This window comes from Streptomyces sp. NPDC005483, assembly GCF_040606035.1.
In the GTDB taxonomy this organism is placed as follows: domain Bacteria; phylum Actinomycetota; class Actinomycetes; order Streptomycetales; family Streptomycetaceae; genus Streptomyces.
The window spans coordinates 1-15,887 of sequence record NZ_JBEXEA010000010.1 but is presented as its reverse complement, the minus strand read 5'-3'; the positions used below and the strand labels follow the sequence as shown (position 1 = coordinate 15,887).

General features: G+C 69.3%; 14 protein-coding genes and 3 pseudogenes. 10 read left to right on the top strand and 7 right to left on the bottom strand.

The window, feature by feature from the left end:
- Window positions 1-5 precede the first annotated feature (5 nt).
- Window positions 6-1,091 (bottom strand): aromatic ring-hydroxylating dioxygenase subunit alpha, encoded by a 1,086-nt coding sequence (locus ABZT06_RS20290; protein ID WP_355743056.1) that lies wholly within the window; start codon window positions 1,089-1,091, stop codon window positions 6-8.
- Window positions 1,092-1,522: 431 nt separating this feature from the next.
- On the opposite strand from ABZT06_RS20290, the gene ABZT06_RS20285 reads away from it, so the two are divergent.
- Entirely contained in the window at window positions 1,523-2,107 is a 585-nt protein-coding gene (locus tag ABZT06_RS20285; RefSeq protein WP_355742320.1) for a DUF488 domain-containing protein, read from the top strand.
- 110 nt (window positions 2,108-2,217) lie between these two features.
- On the opposite strand, the gene ABZT06_RS20280 is transcribed toward ABZT06_RS20285, so the two are convergent.
- Window positions 2,218-3,138 carry an NADP-dependent oxidoreductase gene (locus tag ABZT06_RS20280; RefSeq protein ID WP_355742317.1) on the bottom strand — a complete coding sequence of 307 codons (921 nt, stop codon included), beginning with the start codon at window positions 3,136-3,138 and terminating at the stop codon, window positions 2,218-2,220.
- 48 nt (window positions 3,139-3,186) lie between these two features.
- Window positions 3,187-3,825 (bottom strand): HD domain-containing protein, encoded by a 639-nt coding sequence (locus tag ABZT06_RS20275; protein WP_355743053.1) that lies wholly within the window; start codon window positions 3,823-3,825, stop codon window positions 3,187-3,189.
- A gap of 135 nt (window positions 3,826-3,960) precedes the next feature.
- Between ABZT06_RS20275 and ABZT06_RS20270 the strand changes: the two genes are divergently transcribed.
- A complete protein-coding gene (locus ABZT06_RS20270) occupies window positions 3,961-4,935 on the top strand; it encodes a GlxA family transcriptional regulator (RefSeq protein ID WP_355742313.1) in 975 nt (324 codons plus the stop codon).
- 169 nt (window positions 4,936-5,104) lie between these two features.
- Here the strand turns inward: ABZT06_RS20270 and ABZT06_RS20265 are convergent.
- Window positions 5,105-5,439: pseudogene (locus ABZT06_RS20265) on the bottom strand (GNAT family protein); the annotation flags it as partial.
- A gap of 174 nt (window positions 5,440-5,613) precedes the next feature.
- Here ABZT06_RS20265 and ABZT06_RS20260 point away from each other — a divergent pair.
- The 4 genes from ABZT06_RS20260 to ABZT06_RS20245 all read left to right on the top strand — a co-directional run bounded on the left by ABZT06_RS20260 (window position 5,614) and on the right by ABZT06_RS20245 (window position 9,268).
- Complete coding sequence (locus tag ABZT06_RS20260; RefSeq protein WP_355742310.1) at window positions 5,614-6,150, top strand: hypothetical protein; 537 nt, start codon at window positions 5,614-5,616, stop codon at window positions 6,148-6,150.
- Window positions 6,151-6,413: 263 nt separating this feature from the next.
- Window positions 6,414-7,205 carry a GNAT family N-acetyltransferase gene (locus ABZT06_RS20255; RefSeq protein WP_355742307.1) on the top strand — a complete coding sequence of 264 codons (792 nt, stop codon included), beginning with the start codon at window positions 6,414-6,416 and terminating at the stop codon, window positions 7,203-7,205.
- The gene (gene infA / locus ABZT06_RS20250; RefSeq protein ID WP_355742304.1) at window positions 7,202-7,426 is read left to right on the top strand and encodes a translation initiation factor IF-1; all 225 of its coding nucleotides are present in this window, start codon (window positions 7,202-7,204) and stop codon (window positions 7,424-7,426) included. Before ABZT06_RS20255 ends, infA begins: the two co-directional genes overlap by 4 nt.
- A gap of 477 nt (window positions 7,427-7,903) precedes the next feature.
- A complete protein-coding gene (locus tag ABZT06_RS20245; RefSeq protein WP_355742302.1) occupies window positions 7,904-9,268 on the top strand; it encodes an RICIN domain-containing protein in 1,365 nt (454 codons plus the stop codon).
- A 109-nt stretch (window positions 9,269-9,377) separates the two neighbouring features.
- Here ABZT06_RS20245 and ABZT06_RS20240 read toward each other — a convergent pair whose 3' ends face one another.
- The gene (locus ABZT06_RS20240; RefSeq protein WP_355742299.1) at window positions 9,378-9,896 is read right to left on the bottom strand and encodes a GNAT family protein; all 519 of its coding nucleotides are present in this window, start codon (window positions 9,894-9,896) and stop codon (window positions 9,378-9,380) included.
- A 179-nt stretch (window positions 9,897-10,075) separates the two neighbouring features.
- Here ABZT06_RS20240 and ABZT06_RS20235 point away from each other — a divergent pair.
- The 3 genes and pseudogenes from ABZT06_RS20235 to ABZT06_RS20225 all read left to right on the top strand — a co-directional run bounded on the left by ABZT06_RS20235 (window position 10,076) and on the right by ABZT06_RS20225 (window position 13,529).
- A pseudogene (locus ABZT06_RS20235) lies at window positions 10,076-10,497 on the top strand (SigE family RNA polymerase sigma factor).
- Between the two features lie 1,056 nt (window positions 10,498-11,553).
- Window positions 11,554-12,492 (top strand): hypothetical protein, encoded by a 939-nt coding sequence (locus ABZT06_RS20230; protein WP_355742296.1) that lies wholly within the window; start codon window positions 11,554-11,556, stop codon window positions 12,490-12,492.
- A gap of 140 nt (window positions 12,493-12,632) precedes the next feature.
- Entirely contained in the window at window positions 12,633-13,529 is an 897-nt protein-coding gene (locus tag ABZT06_RS20225) for an aminoglycoside phosphotransferase family protein (protein WP_355742294.1), read from the top strand.
- 146 nt (window positions 13,530-13,675) lie between these two features.
- Here the strand turns inward: ABZT06_RS20225 and ABZT06_RS20220 are convergent, their stop codons facing one another.
- Window positions 13,676-14,269 (bottom strand): dihydrofolate reductase family protein, encoded by a 594-nt coding sequence (locus ABZT06_RS20220; RefSeq protein ID WP_355742291.1) that lies wholly within the window; start codon window positions 14,267-14,269, stop codon window positions 13,676-13,678.
- 56 nt (window positions 14,270-14,325) lie between these two features.
- Window positions 14,326-15,264 carry an RNA polymerase subunit sigma-70 gene (locus ABZT06_RS20215; RefSeq protein WP_355742288.1) on the bottom strand — a complete coding sequence of 313 codons (939 nt, stop codon included), beginning with the start codon at window positions 15,262-15,264 and terminating at the stop codon, window positions 14,326-14,328.
- Between the two features lie 343 nt (window positions 15,265-15,607).
- Here ABZT06_RS20215 and ABZT06_RS20210 point away from each other — a divergent pair.
- Window positions 15,608-15,887: pseudogene (locus tag ABZT06_RS20210) on the top strand (transposase); the annotation flags it as partial.

The window sequence follows — 15,887 nt, the reverse complement described above, 5'->3', positions numbered from 1 at the left end:
CGGCGTCAGGGTGTACACACCGCGCTGCCTCCGCAGGGGCCGGCACCGGACGAGGTCATGGTGGGGCTGAGGGGGACGCCGTTGGTGCGCAGTACGTCGCGGACATGCAGGATCAGCGGGAACACCTCCTGGTTCCGGTCCTCGCCCTGCTCGTCCCAGGCCCGCTGCTCGGCCTCGACGGCCATCCGGTCCTCCGCGAACACCCGCTCGGTGAACCTCCGGATGAACGGCCAGGCGGCATGAAGGGCTCCCGGGATCGGCGGCTTCGCGATCATGAGCAGTCCGAAGGTGTGGTTGACGCGCTGTTCCGCGTCCTGCGGCACGTAGGCGGCCCACAGGGAGAAGGCCGGCAGCTCGGCCTTCTCGGGCACCGCTTGCAGGGTCTGGTACGGGTACTGGGTACGGACGGTGATGACGTCGGGCGACGAACCGCCGCTCACCCCTTCGGCGGACAGCAGAGCCGCGCCGCGGTCCTTCTTGCCGCCCGCGGGAACGAACAGGTACCGCGCCTCCACGAAGTCCGGACCCGTGTCGAATCCCAGGAGTTCGGGCTGGATCCTGCCGAGGACGCCCCGGTGCAGGAACTGGTGGTTCATGTCGAGCAGGTTCTCGTGCATGAACGAGTAGTGGCACCGCACGGTACGCGAGAACGTCATGGTCCGGTGCCGGGCCGAACCGAACTCGGGCAGGTCAGGCAGCGGCGTCGCGGCGGCCTTCTCGGCATCGCCGGGAAAGACGAAGACGAGGCCGTAGGCTTCCCGGACCGGATAAGCGCGCACGCCCCGCGGCGGCCGGTCCACTCCCTTGGGAAGATACGGGATCTGCGAGATGCGACCGTTCCCCCGGTAGGCCCACGCGTGATAGCAGCAGCGCAGCACCTCGCCCTCCACGACCCCCATGCTCAGGGGCACCTGGCGGTGGGCACAACGGTCCTCCAGAGCGAAGACCGTCCCGCTTTCACTGCGGTACAACGCGATCCGCTCCCCCGCGAATCGGGCAGCGAACGTCTTCTTCCTCGCCACGCTCCGGGACACCGCGACCGGATACCAGAAATCCGGGTTGATCCCGCGACGACGGAGATCGGGGGCCACTCCGTCCCTGTACTGGAGCGACGCGTGCGGGTCCCTTTCGGACTGAGCCTCGATCACCTTGTCCCTTCCTTGTCGGGCGTCTGTCACGCTGCTCCTTGCACCTTGGTCTGCGAGTGGGAACGAGGAACAGGGCAGGGAGTCTCTTCGCACGGACCAGCGTTCGGAAGTCATACGTCCCACTGAGGCGCCGAGGCCGCACGCCCTCGGCACGCCACCACTCGAACGGCTGAGCCCACTCGGGCCCGCCGGTGTCGCGGTCCCCCACCCTCTGGGCCGCGTGCCCCTCAGCCCCGACGTGAGCTCGCCGGACACGTTCGTCTTCGGCTCGTTCATGGCCTCGACCCTGTGATCAGCTGTCCCACGCAGCTGGGGCCATCAGGATCCGCCGCGACATGATGCGGGTCGGGGTCAGGAGCTGCTGCACTTGAGGTATGGACCTCGACCGGACGACCCCTCCGGACGGGTTCTGGGCGCCGCGACTCCACTTGGTCACCTTCGGCCACAGCACCGCGGAGCGGGGAACGCTGGCACGTCTCCTCCGAGAAGCCGGCGTCGCCGCTGTCGTCGACGTCAGAACCGCCCCCGGCAGCCGTCGCGACCCGGATCTGTCACGGGAGCGCCTGGCCCGGTGGCTGCCCGAGGAGGGCATCGCCTACCGGTGGGAGAAGCGCCTCGGCGGCTTCAGGAAACCGTCACCGGACTCGCCCGACACGGTATGGCGCAACGTCTCGTTCCGCGGCTACGCCGCTCACACCCGCAGCCCGGAGTTCGTCACCGCCATGGATCGAGTCGTGGGCGAAGCAGCCGAACGGCGCACCGCAGTGATGTGCAGTGAAGCGGTGTGGTGGCGATGCCACCGCCGTCTCATCGCCGACTTCGCCGTCCTGGCACGCGGCATGCTCGTGCACCATCTGATGCACGACGGGCGCCTCACCCCTCACACCCCGACACAGGGCGTGCGCCTTCGCGGCGACGGCCTTCTCGTGTACGACGACACTGCTTCCCGGCCTCCGTGATCACGGAGGCCGGGAAGCAGACGGCCGGGAACCGCAGTCCCGGCCGTTCCCTGCAGACACCCGACCAGGCACAACACGCCAGGGTGCGCGGTCGACCCGCCCGGTCGCCCTCAGTCCTCGGCAACGCGGATGATCGTACGGCCGGGGACGCGCTGTCGTGAGGCGAAGGCGGCGGCCGCCTCGGCCAGCGGCCGCACCGCGCCGACACGTACCCGCAGCCGACCGTCCCGCAGGCGCCGGGCGAGGTCGGTGAGGCGTGCGCGGTCGGGTTCGACCACGAAGAACACGGCTCGACCGTCGGCGGGGCGCACAGTGGGCTGGTGAGCGACGCTGACGAGTGTGCCCCCGGGTCGCACGAGGGCGGCCGAGCGGTCGAGGACCTCGCCGCCGATGACGTCGAACACGACGTCCACCTGGCCGGTGTCCTCCCAACGGTCGGCCTCCAGGTCGAGGAAGGCGTGCGCGCCCAGGTCGAGGACGGTGTCCCGGTCGGCGGAGCGGCCCGTGCCGACCACGCGGGCGCCCGCCTCGTGAGCGAGCTGGACGGCGAGCGAGCCAACGCCTCCGGCGGCACCGTGGATCAGGACGGTCTGGCCGGTGGTGAGACGGGCGTGGTCGAACAGGCCCTGCCAGGCGGTCAATCCGGAGATCGGCAGTGCGGCGGCCACCGTGTGGTCGACGTCGGCGGGGAGCGGAGCGAGGTTTCGGGCTTCCACGGCGACGTACTCGGCGAGCGAGCCGTCACGGGTCCAGTCGGCCAGTCCGAAGACCCGCTGGCCGACGGTGAGGCCGGTCGTTCCGTATCCGAGTTCCGTCACCACCCCCGAGACCTCGTGGCCGGGCACACTCGGGGTACGGTCACGGCCGGCGCGGTCGGTCCAGGTGGCGGGCCAGTCGAGCTCGCCTCGGGTGAAGCCCGCTGCGTGCACCCGCAGGATGACGTCGTTCTCGGCGGCGTGAGGATGGGGAAGCTCCTCGAGGGTCAGCCCCGTGAGGCCTGCCTCCCGATCCCGGACAGTGATGGCTCGCACGAGTATTCCTTTCTTGGTTCGGGGTGTGAGGTAGGGGCGGCCACCCAGTCACCGTGGCCAGGGAGCATTCAGCACGCGCTCCACCATGGACGTACGGCGAAATCCGGGAACGAAGTGTTCCAGGATGTCCGCGTTGACGGTGCCGTAGGTGGTGTCCGGTCGGTCTTTGAGGCCGTCGACGAATGCCTGGAGGAATTCCTTCTTGAAATCGTCGCGCGGATGAACGGCGACGATCTCGTCCGTCTGGTCACGCTCCAGCCCGTCCAGGCCCCAGCCGACCGCGTCGGTCAGCACGCCGTAGTTCGTGGCGGCGACCTCGGGGTCCATCCGGCCAGGAATTCCCGGTGTCGTGTGCAGGGCGATCGCCCTCCAGGCCACCTCGGCGGCGTTTTGGGAGAAGCCGCGTGCCAGCAGGAACTTGTGCGCGTGGTCGGCGCCGTCCAGCTCGAAGCGCTGCTGTGTGTCGCGGAACGGGATCAAAAGGCCCACGTCATGGAACATCGCCGAGATGTAGAGCAACTCGGGATCGGGCCTCAGGTCCCTGGCACGCGCGTGGAGGGAACCGAAGAGAAATACCCGCCGGGAGTGGTGGAAGAACAGGGGATTCGTCCTCTCCCGGAGAAACTCCGTGGCCTCGGCGACAGCCGGGGTCCCGGGTATTTCCACCCCTGCGATGATGTCGGTCATGATGTCCGCGCTTTCCGATGCGATGTCCTGCGAGTGGGCCGTGCGCCCGTCGTCCACAGTGCCGCCCGCGCGTCCTGCGCCGCCGCCTCGGTCCGGCCATGAACCACTCGAATACGGTCATCCCAGGGTGGGCCCGTGAGCTCCGGTCCGCACCGGGTGGCGATCCTCGTCTACGACGGCGTCAAGATGCTGGACGTCGCCGGCCCGGCCGAGGTGTTCGGGGAGGCGAACCTGCTCGGCGCCGACTACCGGATCACCCTGCTGTCGACGACGGGCGCCCACGTCACCTCCTCGATCGGCATGCGGATCGCCGTCGACGGCAGCGCCGCCACGCAGGCCGATGCCGACACGCTCCTGGTGCCGGGCGGGGACATCTACCCCAGGACCCCCGTCACGCGGGACCTGGCCGAGGCGACCGGAAACCTGGCAGCCCGTGCCGGCCGGGTCGCCTCCGTGTGCTCCGGCGCCTTCGTCCTCGGCGCGACGGGTCTCCTGGACGGCAGACGAGCGACCACGCACTGGAAGATCGCCGACGAACTCGCCAGCCGGCATCCGAAGGCCCGCGTCGAGCCGGACGCCATCTATGTGCGCGACGGCACGATCTACACATCGGCGGGAGTCACCGCGGGCATCGACCTCGCCCTCGCTCTCGTCGAGGAGGACCACGGTCCCGAGACCAGCCGGGAGGTGGCCCGCTCCCTGGTGGTCTACCTCCAGCGAGCGGGCGGCCAGTCACAGTTCTCCGCACCCCTGCGAGGCTCACCACCCCGCTCCCCCGCCCTGCGCAGGATCGTCGACCTGGTCACCGCGGATCCCTCCGACGACTACTCCCTGGCCCGCATCGCCGGACGACTCAACGTCAGTACGCGCCACCTCACCAGGCTGTTCCGGGAGGAACTGGGCACCACGCCCGCCCGGTACGTCGAGTCGATCCGCTTCGACATCGCGAAGTCGCTCCTCGACCAGGGGCACACCGCCACCCAGGCGGCAGCCATGGCCGGCTTCCCGAGCTACGAGAGCCTGCGCCGCGTCTTCGGACGGGAGTTGTCCATCAGCCCCGCCGCCTACCAGCGCCGATTCGCCACCGCCCGCCGCGAGCCGGCCGAATAGCGACCGAGGGACCGCGCCGACGCGGGTAGGCGTACGGGACGGCCTCGTCCAGGCGACGACTCGGTCATCGAGGCAGGGCGGGGCAGGGATGCGGGTGCCGGTCGAGCAGGCGGGCCCGCGCCCAATTCCCTCTGTCGACCAGCGGAGTTCCGTCCGTCAACTCGTGCGGGAGCATCGCGTAGATGTACTCGCTGCCCCAACGGTCTCCGTCGAGGTCGTTGTCGACCAGATGGGCATCGCGACGCATCCCCAGACGCTCGCACACCCGCACCGATGCGGTGTTGAGGACATCTAGGCGGGCGAAGACCCGATGGACCAGCAATCGGTCGAAGGCCACGGAGACCGGAGCACGCGCCGCTTCGGAGGCGTAGCCCGTCCGGCATGCTGCGCGGTAAAGATCCAGCCGATCTCGGCCTGCCGGGCGGCAGCACTGCGCAGGGTGAGGACCACCTCGCCGACGACACCTGGTTCGTCCACCCGGCACACGGCCGGCAGGAGCACATCGCCGTCGGCCTTCCAACTCTTCCCCGTGTCACTGACCTGACTGGACGGACTAGTTGATCACCATGCGATCACGTCGAAGTGGGGCTGTGCAGCGCGGAGTTGGGGCACGGCACGGGCGGGCAGCAAGGGACAGAAATAGCGCAGCAGTTCGGGTATAGGTGATTCAATGAGTGCATGGTGAGGGACGGTGCATTCTTCGGTCCGCTGGAACTGGTCGACGGACATTGGGGAATCGGGGACGCCACGCGAGCGGGCACTCACTGGGTCGAGTTGCGTCCGGACGGGCTCTACCAGCATGAGCCGGATTCCGGGGGCCGGCTGATCCCCTGGTCCAGGATCATGACGGGCATCTGGATCACCTGGGGCAAGCACTCCTGGGCCTCGAGCAGCAGGGGCAGGTACACGGTCAAGGGCATGGTCGCCGGGCGCGGCGGCGGCTGGATGCACATGACGCTGCGCCACCCTTACGAGGACCACCAACTGCGCTTCGACCAGCACGCGCGCCCGTACCGGGCCATAGACGTCCTGAGGCTGGAGTATCTGCTGCGGCACCTCATCGCCGAGGGAAAGCCGCAGCTCCTCGGCGACCCGGAATGGGTGGGCCACTCCGTGGCGAATCTGGCCGGCGGAAAAAACCGCTGGATCACGACCCGCGAGCTGCGGCGGGCGGCGGCGGAAGCCGTGGCAGCGGCAGGTACGGACAACCCCTGACGGCCCGCTGTCCCCCTCGGCGCTTCCCGGGAGTCCGACCGCGACACTCCGGCCGAGCCGCGATCGCCTTGCGGAAAAAAGAGTTTGGGCCGGGCGGTGCCCCGCTGCTACTTTCCTGTCGGACCGTGAAGTCGTCGTATGGAGGTGAGCCCCCGTGAACACAGTTACCCGTGGGTGCTCCCTCAACCCGTCACGGTCCGGCGGCTGACGTTCGGTGTCGCCAGGAGCGCCTGAGATCGAGGCACTCCTGGAGGGAGACTCCGATGAACACAAAGCCTTTCACCTCTGGCCTGAGCGAGAACGCGGTGACGGTCACGCGCGTCGCGGACAGGCAATGGCATGCACTGGATGACGACCTGGTGGTCGGCCGCGGGCATGCGCAGCACCGGCCGGACGGGCGCTTGTACGTCAGCATCGACGCCTGGCACGGCGCCGTCTTCGACCGGCTCGCCGAAGCGATGCTGGCGGAACTGCCGGCGCCGCTGCACACGGTGGTCGACGAAGCCGATGCCGAGCTGACGGCCGCCTGGCGGCGGGCCGGTTTCACCATCCGGCGCCGCGAGTGGGAGTACGCCGTTCCGACCGACCCACAGGTCACAGGGCTCGACGCGGTCCTGCCACCGGCGGGCGTGACGATCGTTCCCGCCGGTCAGGCCGACGAGAGTCTGCTGCGTGCGGTGGACCGCGCGATCCGCGACGAAGTCGAGGCGACCGTCGGGTGGCAGTCGATGCCCGCGGAGGTGATTGCCCGTCACGAAGGCGACACCATCGTCGACCCGTCGAAGTACGCGGTGGCCGCGGCACCCGACCGCTACCTGGGGCTGATCCGGGTGGTGACGGCGATCCGGCCACGTATCGGGCTGGTCGCGGTCCGGGCCGGCGAGCAGCGCCGCGGCATCGCGCGGGCGCTGCTGGCCCACGCGCTGTCGACGCTGCACCGCTCCGGGTTCACCGCGGCCTGGACCGAAGTCCAGGAGCCCAACCAAGCCGCCACGGCCCTCTTCGAGGGCATCGGCTCCCGGCCGATGAGCAGCAACCTGGAGCTGGTGCGATGACGAAACACAAGAACGTCATCGAGGTCGAGGGCAAGGTCGTCGAGTGCCTGCGGAGCGCCATGTTCACCGTGGAGCTCCAGAACGGCCACCACGTCCTCGCGCACATCAGCGGGAAGATCCGCAAGAACTACATCAAGATCATGCTGGAGGACCGGGTGCTGGTAGAACTCCCGCCGTACGACCTGACGCGCGGCCGGATCGTGTTCCGGTACCGCAACTAGCGGCGGTCGGCATCTTTCCCGGTAGCTGATCTCGGGGCCCCGGTCACGGAGTTCGTGTGACCCGGGCCCCGAGCAGGGCCGGCGCGAGCCGCGTCACGGCCCGCGAGGACATTCTCAAACACACCCGACCACCAAGTGACAGATTCCGACCGTGGCGAAGTCATAGCGCGCCGGCGCACGAAATGGCAAGCCCCTCCGCAGGCAGGACGGATGGCCGAAATATCGGACAGAGGGTGCGACAGTCAAAAACAAACAAAATCGATCGCACTCATTGACGTCACGGGGCCGCCGCCCCTCTCATTGATCACCGCCAGGCGGCAGGGACCCGCCTGCTCGGATCGGAGAGGCAAACGCATGCCCAAGGGAACACCTCATCGGCCGACAGGCCGATGGCGCCGAGCCGCCACTGCAATTCTGACGCTCTTCGCCGGCGTCGCGGCCCTCCTGCTTCCGGCGACCGACGCACACGCCGCCACGGTGTCGTTCACCACGGGTGCCGCACGCACCGACCAGAGCGGCAACACCCTCCAGTTGCACGGGCTCGGCATCATCAAGGTGGGCAGCACCTGGTACGGCTTCGGTGAGGACAAGACCGGCGAGACCTCGGCGGACACGTCCTTCCAGGACATCACCTGTTACACCTCGACCGACCTCGCCAACTGGACCTATCAGGGCCAGGCTCTGAGCAGGCAGGCCGACGGGGACCTGGGACCGAGCCGGGTCGTGGAACGGCCGAAGGTCATCTACAACGCGTCGACCAGCACGTACGTGATGTACATGCACATCGACCGCACGGACTACTCCGAAGCCAAGGTCGGTGTGGCCACCAGCAGCACGCCGTGCGGCCCCTACACCTACCGGGGCAGCTTCCGGCCACTGGGCAACCTCAGCCGTGACCTCGGCCTGTTCCAGGACACCGACGGCACCGCCTACCTGCTCAGCGAGGACCGCAACAACGGCCTGCGCATCGACAAACTGTCCGCCGACTACCTGTCCGTCGACAGCTCGGTGGCCGTGCTCGGCAGCAGCGGCAGCGGCAGCGTCGAGGCACCGGCCATGATCAAGAAGGACGGCACCTACTACGTGTTCGGCTCCCACCTGACGGGCTGGAGCCTGAACGACAACATCTACGCCACCGCCACCTCACTGAGCGGCCCCTGGTCGGCCTTCCGGAACTTCGCCGCCCCCGGAACCCACACCTACGGCAGCCAGACGGCGAACGTCATCACCGTCCAGGGCTCTGCCGGCACCACGTACATCTACGCCGGCGACCGCTGGGACACCTCCAACCTGGGCGCGTCGAAGCTGATCTGGCTGCCCATCACCATCAGGGGCACGACCGTGAACGTCGGCCAGTACCCCACCTGGTCCCTCGACGCCGCGGCCGGAACCTGGACCGCCGGCAGCGGGCTTCCGTCGGAGGGCGCCCACACCCTGAAGAACGTCAACAGCTCCCTGCTCATCGACGTGTCGAGCGGCTCCACGACGAACGGCGCCAAGATCATCCAGTGGGCGTCCAACGGTGGCGCCAACCAGCAGTGGACCCTGACGAAGACGGCGGACAACGTCTACACGCTGAAGAGCGTGAAGAGCGGCCTGTGCCTGGACGTGCCGAACCAGTCGACCACCAGCGGCACACAGCTGCAGCAGTGGACGTGCAACGGCGGAACCAACCAGCAGTGGTTCCTCGATCTGGTCGGCAGCTACACCGGCAGCACGTACATGCTCGCCGGGGTGGGCAGCGACCTGCACATCGGCGTCGCGGGGTCGACCACCCAGGGCGCGGCGGTTGACCAGGAGACGGGCACCGGCGCGACCAGTCAGCAGTGGAACATTTCCTGACCCGTCACAGGGCCGGTCAGACAGAGAGGTCGTCCGTCCGGGGCAGGTCCGGGGCCAAAGCGCTCCGGGCCTGTCCTTGCCGAGCACGACCGACATCGGGTGCGCATCCTCAGACCAGGTCGCCCCGCAGGATGCTGTAGCGCACGCAGTCACGCCACTGCCCGTCGCGGAAGACGACGCTGCGAAGGACGCCCTCGCGGGTGAACCCGGCCTTTTCCAGAGCGCGTTGCTCGGCGATGTTCCCCACTTCGGTGTCCGCCTCGATCCGCACAACCGCTGTATGCGCGAAGAGGTAGCGGGCCAGCTGCCGTTGCGCCTCGGTCCCGACGCCGCGTCCGCGCGCCTCCGTCAGCAGGCCGATGCCCATGTTCCAGTACAAGCTGGCCGAAGTCGTCTTGACCTTCCGCCAGGCGACGAACCCCAGCCGCTCCGTGCCGCTCACCACCATCAGATGACCGCCGTCGTCGCCGAGCAGCCCGTTCTCCGCCCAGAGGCGACGCCACCGCCCGGTGTCCCACCAGCCGAACCACTGGAAGGGCGCCGCGGTCTCCGGGTCGGTGAGGAAGTGTTCCATGACCGCCAGGTCGTCCTCGGCCACGGGCCGCAGCGAGACCTCGTCGATGCTCATGTGGGACACCCTACGGCGCGGCTCCAGAGTGGTCGACGTAACCCGCGAACACCGCCAACTCCACCTGCTACAGCCATATTTGACTGAAGCACTCCGGCAAAGATCTTCTGCCTCTGCAGGTGGGACGTAACTCTGCGGCCACAGCGTCTTCAGAATGTGGACGACGAACAGGAACTCGGGTGAAGCGCCGGTACGAAGAGGAATTCATGGCGTGCGCCGCCGCGCGATCCGCACCTCTGTTCCGCTCAGCGTGCGTACTCACCAGCGGTGACGTGCACCTGCAAGACACGCTGGGCCGGATGTATGCCAACTGGCGCAAGATCGCGCAGGTCGAGGACCCAGCGGCCTACACCCACACCGTCCTCGTACGGACCTACCTGTCCTGCCGCCACCGAGCACGACGCCACACTGCGCCTCACGTTGCTCGACGCCCTGGGCCGGCTCTCCGCCCGGGACCGGGCCGTACTGCTCCTGCGTTACCGGGAGGACCGCAGCGATCCTTCAGGTCCGGCCGGGCGCGGTACGCAACCAGAGCATGCGCGCGCTCACCCGGATCCGGGACCTGCTGGGCCACGACCTGTCCGAGCTCGTCAGTCCCTGACCCCGGTCCCACGGCGCCCCACCTCCACCTCCTCACCGACCCCGAAACGCGGTGACCCGCCATGCCCATCGAAGAAGACTTCACCGAAGCCCTCCGCACCACCTTCCTGCCCTTCGAGCCGCCCGCTACCGATTCCCTCGTGCAGGGCGGAGTCCGCAACGGCCGCCGCAGGCGCCGCCGCCGCGCCACAGCCGTCGCCGTGAGCGGAGCGGCCGCACTCTCGCTCGTCGGGTTCGGCGCGGTGATCGTTCCCGGACTGCTGTCCGACGGGCGAACGACCGCACACTCGCAACTCCGACGGCCTCGGCCACAGCCTCCGCCACCCCGAAGGCAACCTTCACCGGCGCACTGCCGGCCGACCGCACCCTTGCCACCCTCACTGCTACCGACCGGCCTGGCCCCTTCGAACCCACCCGGCGGCCGACAGCCCGGACAGCTGTGGGTGGACGACGGCCACGGCAGGTCGCTGCTCGAGGTGCACGTCTCCCGGCTGACCTCCACCAGCGCCGTCCGCGACCATGTCTTCGTCGGTGCGACCCCCCTCGCCGACGGCACCCTGATCCAGTCCCGTCCTGCGTCCCGACGGGCTCTACGTCACCATCATGCAGTGGCAGGCGCAGAGCCAGAACGCCCCCTCGACCCGGACCACACCGACCCTGACAATGGCCCAACTCCGGGCCATCGCAACCAGCCCGCGATGGCGGTGACGCCCGCACCGGTCGTGCGGCGGGCCGACAGGCTCACGGCGGCAGACCACCCCGGTATCCGGTCATCCGGCGACCGTCTGGCCGCGTCCCCTCCGGGCGGCACGGCCTGACCGAGATGCGGGATCACCCGTCGCGGGCGAGGCTGGTGCCGTGTCCGAGCGCCGAGCGATCATCGTCCCGCCCCTGAGACAGGCGGCCGGCTGATGCGCGTCGACGACCGGAACTCCGGAACCACGTACAGGCTCCACGACCCGACCCGGTTCCTGCGGAGCACCCGCCTGACCGGCTCGCACGAACGGGATGTCACCGACTCGGATCTGATCGCGCGGCACGAAGGCGAGCCAGAGGCATGTGTGCCCTGAGTAGGCGCAAAGGGGCGAAGAGTGGCGCGGAACGCGCTGTGGAAGCGGTTCTCGACGAGCTCTACACCACGCCCCCGGCGGACTTCGTCGCCCGCCGTGAGGAACTGGCCGTCGCGGCCAAGGCAGCCGGCCGCGCCGACGACGCCCGCCGGATCCATGCCGCCCGCCGGCCCACCCTGGCGGCCTGGGCCGCGAACCTCCTGCTGCGCTCCCAGCCGCAGGAGAGCCGGCGGTTCCTGGAGCTGGGGCAGGCTCTGCGGGAGGCGTACCGCACCCTGGACGCCGCAGCGATCAATGAGCTGTCCGAGCAGCGACGGCGCATCGTGGCTGCCCTGTCCCAGCAGGCGGCGCAGCTCGCCCAGGAGGCCGGGCACCGGCTGTCGGACCCGGCCCGGCAGGATGTCGAATCCACCCTGCGCGCCGTGCTCACCGATCCGGACGCAGCCGACCGGTGGGCCGGCGGCCGCCTGGAGGGCGCTCTCACGCCGCCGTCGGACTTCCCCGGCACCGCCCCGCCGACCGGCTCTGAGCGCAAGCCGCGCCGGGAGACGGCTGCACAGTCGTCGGCGCGGACGCGGGCGAAGGACGAACTCGCCGAGCGGCGCCGCCAGAGCATGGAACGACTCGATCAGGCCCGGGCAGCAGCCGAGGAGACCGCGCGGCGGTTGCGGGAGGCGCGTACCGAAGAGGCCGATGCCGAGGCGGCACGGCAGCGGGCACGCGACCGGCACGACGAGGCCCGGCAGCAGGTGTCCGCCGCCGAGCAGCAGCTGCAGCAGGCACGTCAGGAGCTCCAGCGGGCCGACCGGGAACAGCAGGAGGCCGAGGAACGCAGCCGCGCGGCCGCTGATGCACACGCAACGGCCCGCCAAGAAGCGCGCGAGGCTGAACAGACGGTGAAGCGCCTCACCGCACGCACCAAGTAGGTGACGGCCCCGCTTACGACAACTGGCCCGCGAAGAAACTCAGTTGATCCAGACTCTGGCGCATGAATACTGGCAGTCGTCTCAGTTGATCCGGTCTGCTTGCGGCGTTTCGCATGGGCCCAGGGGAAAGGCCCGTACTGATGAGCATGCACGATGACCAGGTGGACGTGACCACCGAAATCGTCGCGACCTTGATCCGGGAACAGTTCCCGCAGTGGAGCGGCGAGGCGATCCGACCCCTGTCGTCGACCGGGACGGTCCACGCCATCTTCCGCATCGGGAACAACCTCTCCGCCCGTTTCCCCCTGCGTCCGGCCGATGCTGCCGAGGCACTGGCGGTTCTGGAACAGGAAGCCCGGGCGAGCGCGGAGCTGGCACAGGTGTCTCGGTTCCCCGTGCCGGAACCCGTCGCCTTGGGAAAGCCCGGAGCGGGCTACCCCATGCCGTGGTCGGTGCAGACATGGCTGCCGGGAACGGTCGCCTCCGACGCCGACCCGAGTGGCTCGGACGCTTTCGCCGAGGACCTTGCGGCCTTCATCGCAGTCCTGCGGGACGCCGAGACGCGGGGGCGGGTCTTCAGCGGGGACAATCGTGGCGGCGTTCTCGCTCACCACGACGGTTGGATGGCGAAGTGCTTCGAGGAGAGTGAGGGGCTGCTCGACGTGCCCCGACTGCGCCACATGTGGAGCCACTTTCGGGAGTTGCCCCGCGCGGGTGGCGACGTGATGAGCCATGGTGACCTGATTCCCGGCAATGTACTGGTCGCGGAAGGCCGGCTCAGCGGCGTACTCGACACGGGCGGCTTCGGGCCGGCCGACCCCGCGCTGGATCTGGTCAGTGCCTGGCACCTGTTGCAGCGAGGCCCGCGGGAAGTACTCCGGCGGACACTGGGCTGTGACGATCCGGAATGGGAGCGCGGCAAGGCATGGGCGTTCGAACAGGCGATGGGTGTTGTCTGGTACTACGTCGAGAGCAATCCGACGATGAGCAGAATGGGGCGCCGGACACTCGATCGCATTCTGGACTCGATGGAGTGATGTCGCCCCGGCCCAAGGCCGTGCCAGGGACGATCCCTTACCGGTCCCGCACCCCAGCACTGCCCTCGAACTGCTCCGACGGCGGCAGAGGCAGCAACAGCCCGGTGAGCGCCGCGCTGTTCGTGTCCCGCCGCCGCAAGCCGACGTCATGACCGACTCCGTACCGGCGCGGTCCCGGCAGCCGGTGCCGCCGCCCGCCGGTACCGCACGAGGACGGCGGCGCCGGCCCGCTCGGCCGACAGGCACTCGAGATCGGTCTGCGGGCCGTCGTCGGGGAAGAGCCGCCGGCCGGAGCCGAGGACCGTGGGGAAGGTCAACAGCCGGTATTCATCGATGAGTTCCTCGGCCATGAGGGTCCGTACGACGCTCAGGCTGCCGGTGACGATCACCTCGCGTTCCTCGCGCTTGACGACGTCGACGAGGTCGCCGTCGATGACCCGGGAGTTCGCCCACGCCGACACGTCGGTCAGCGAACGGGAGACGACCAGCTTCGTCGCGGCGTTCATCCGCGCAGCGAACGGGTCGTCTCGTCCCGGCCAGATCCGCGAGAACAACTGCCATGTCGTACGTCCCAGCAGCATGACCCCGGCGTCGAGCGTGCTGCCGAGCCGGAACTTGTCCCCGGCGACCGCCTCGGGGCCGTGCCGGAAGGCCCAGCCGCCGGACGGCGTTCCTCCAGATCCGTCGGGGTCGGACACGATCCCGTCCAGGGTGACGAACTCAATGACGATGACGCTCACGATGGGTGTCCCTTCGATCGATGCTCACCGGTATGTACCGGCGGCACCGGCTCGACTCATCGCGGTCGGCGGAACTCGTCGGAAGAAATCTGCCGGGGCAGGTCGAACGCCTCGAAGACGTGCGGATCGGCGAACACCACGTTGTGCGCGACCCGGCCGCCGGTCACCGTGAAGACCTGCAGCGTGTGCAGCCGATGCCGGCCGCCGGGCTCGGGCGCGTACGCCGCGAGCGCGGGCTGCCCGTTGGCCGTCAGGTGCCTCATGCCCCACCCCGTCCCACGCATCGCGAACACCCGCTCCATGAACAGGCCGTAATCGCGGCTGCCCCGGAACCACAACGGCACCGGCGGCATCTCCAGCACCGCCTCATCCGTGAGCAGCCGCACGAGCGCGGGGACGTCGGCCGCCTCGAACGCCCGCACGTACCGTTGCAGCACTGCCCGTGCCCCGGCATCGTCCGGCTCCGAGACCTCCTCCACGCCACCCACCTCCGCGAGGGCGGCACGAGCCCGCTGGAGCGCGCTGTTGACGGCCGCGGCCGTGGTCCCCAGCTGTCCGGCGACCTCGGCGGCGGTGAACTCCAGTACCTCGCGCAGCACCAGTACGGCACGCTGCCGCGGAGGCAGGACCTGCATCGCCGCCACCAGCGCAAGCCTCATGTCGGCCCGTACCTCCACATCGAACCGTGCGTCCGGGAACGGCTGGAGCCAGGGAATGTCCAGAGCCGGGGTGAGCGGCGTCCCGGGGTCGTCACTCGGTGCCCCCAGCCCGGACGGCAACGGCCGCCGCGTCCGCCCTTCCAACGCGGTCAGGCGTACGTTGGTCGCGATCCGGTACAGCCAGGTCCGTACGGAGGCGCGCGCGGGGTCGTACCGGTCCCGGGCCTTCCAGGCGCGCAGCATCGTCTCCTGCACCAGGTCCTCGGCCTCGTGGTACGAGCCCAGCATCCGGTAGCAGTACGCCACCAGCTCACCCCGGTACGGCTCGAAATCCACGGGCCCATCATGGCTCACCGGGACGGATCGCATCCTCGGGACCGGTCACGTCCGCGGGGGTGGGGTATGGCGGTGCCGTGTCGGTTCCGCGCCACACGTGTCCCTGCGGGCTTTCGCGTAGGCCGCGTCGATGGAGCGATCGGCAGCGGCGGGACTCGCCGGTCCTCGCAGTCTCCGCTGCGGTCGCCTGAAGTCCATGTCCCGCAGCACGGCCGGGCCGGGATTCCACAACGAGCAGCAGCTCACGACAGTCCGGTGCGGCAGGCAGGGGGAGCTGGTTCGCGCAGTCTGCCCAGGCGGCGGCGCGCCGGACGAAGGAAGCGGCTCCCCGACCCGAATGGCCATACCCAAGCTGCGCTCGGGCAGCTTCTTCCCGAGCCTGCTGGAGCGTCGCCGCCGCATCGACCAGGCCCTGTTCGCCGTCATCATGGAGGCGTACGTCCACGGGGTGTCCACCCGCTCGGTCGACGACCTGGTCAAGGCACTGGGAGCGGACAGCGGGATCTCCAAGAGTGAGGTCTCACGGATCTGCGCGGACCTGGACACCCAGCTGACCGCGTTTCGCGGCCGGCCCCTCGACCACACCCGCTTCCCCTACGTCTACCTCGATGCGACGTACTGCA

Coding starts and splice junctions, on each gene's coding strand:
- ABZT06_RS20230 (WP_355742296.1), top strand. CDS start 11,554: ATGTGTGCCCTGAGTAGGCGCAAAGGGGCGAAGAGTGGCGCGGAACGC.
- ABZT06_RS20260 (WP_355742310.1), top strand. CDS start 5,614: ATGGTGAGGGACGGTGCATTCTTCGGTCCGCTGGAACTGGTCGACGGA.
- ABZT06_RS20240 (WP_355742299.1), bottom strand. CDS start 9,896: ATGAGCATCGACGAGGTCTCGCTGCGGCCCGTGGCCGAGGACGACCTG.
- ABZT06_RS20225 (WP_355742294.1), top strand. CDS start 12,633: ATGAGCATGCACGATGACCAGGTGGACGTGACCACCGAAATCGTCGCG.
- infA (WP_355742304.1), top strand. CDS start 7,202: ATGACGAAACACAAGAACGTCATCGAGGTCGAGGGCAAGGTCGTCGAG.
- ABZT06_RS20255 (WP_355742307.1), top strand. CDS start 6,414: ATGAACACAAAGCCTTTCACCTCTGGCCTGAGCGAGAACGCGGTGACG.
- ABZT06_RS20285 (WP_355742320.1), top strand. CDS start 1,523: ATGGACCTCGACCGGACGACCCCTCCGGACGGGTTCTGGGCGCCGCGA.
- ABZT06_RS20275 (WP_355743053.1), bottom strand. CDS start 3,825: ATGACCGACATCATCGCAGGGGTGGAAATACCCGGGACCCCGGCTGTC.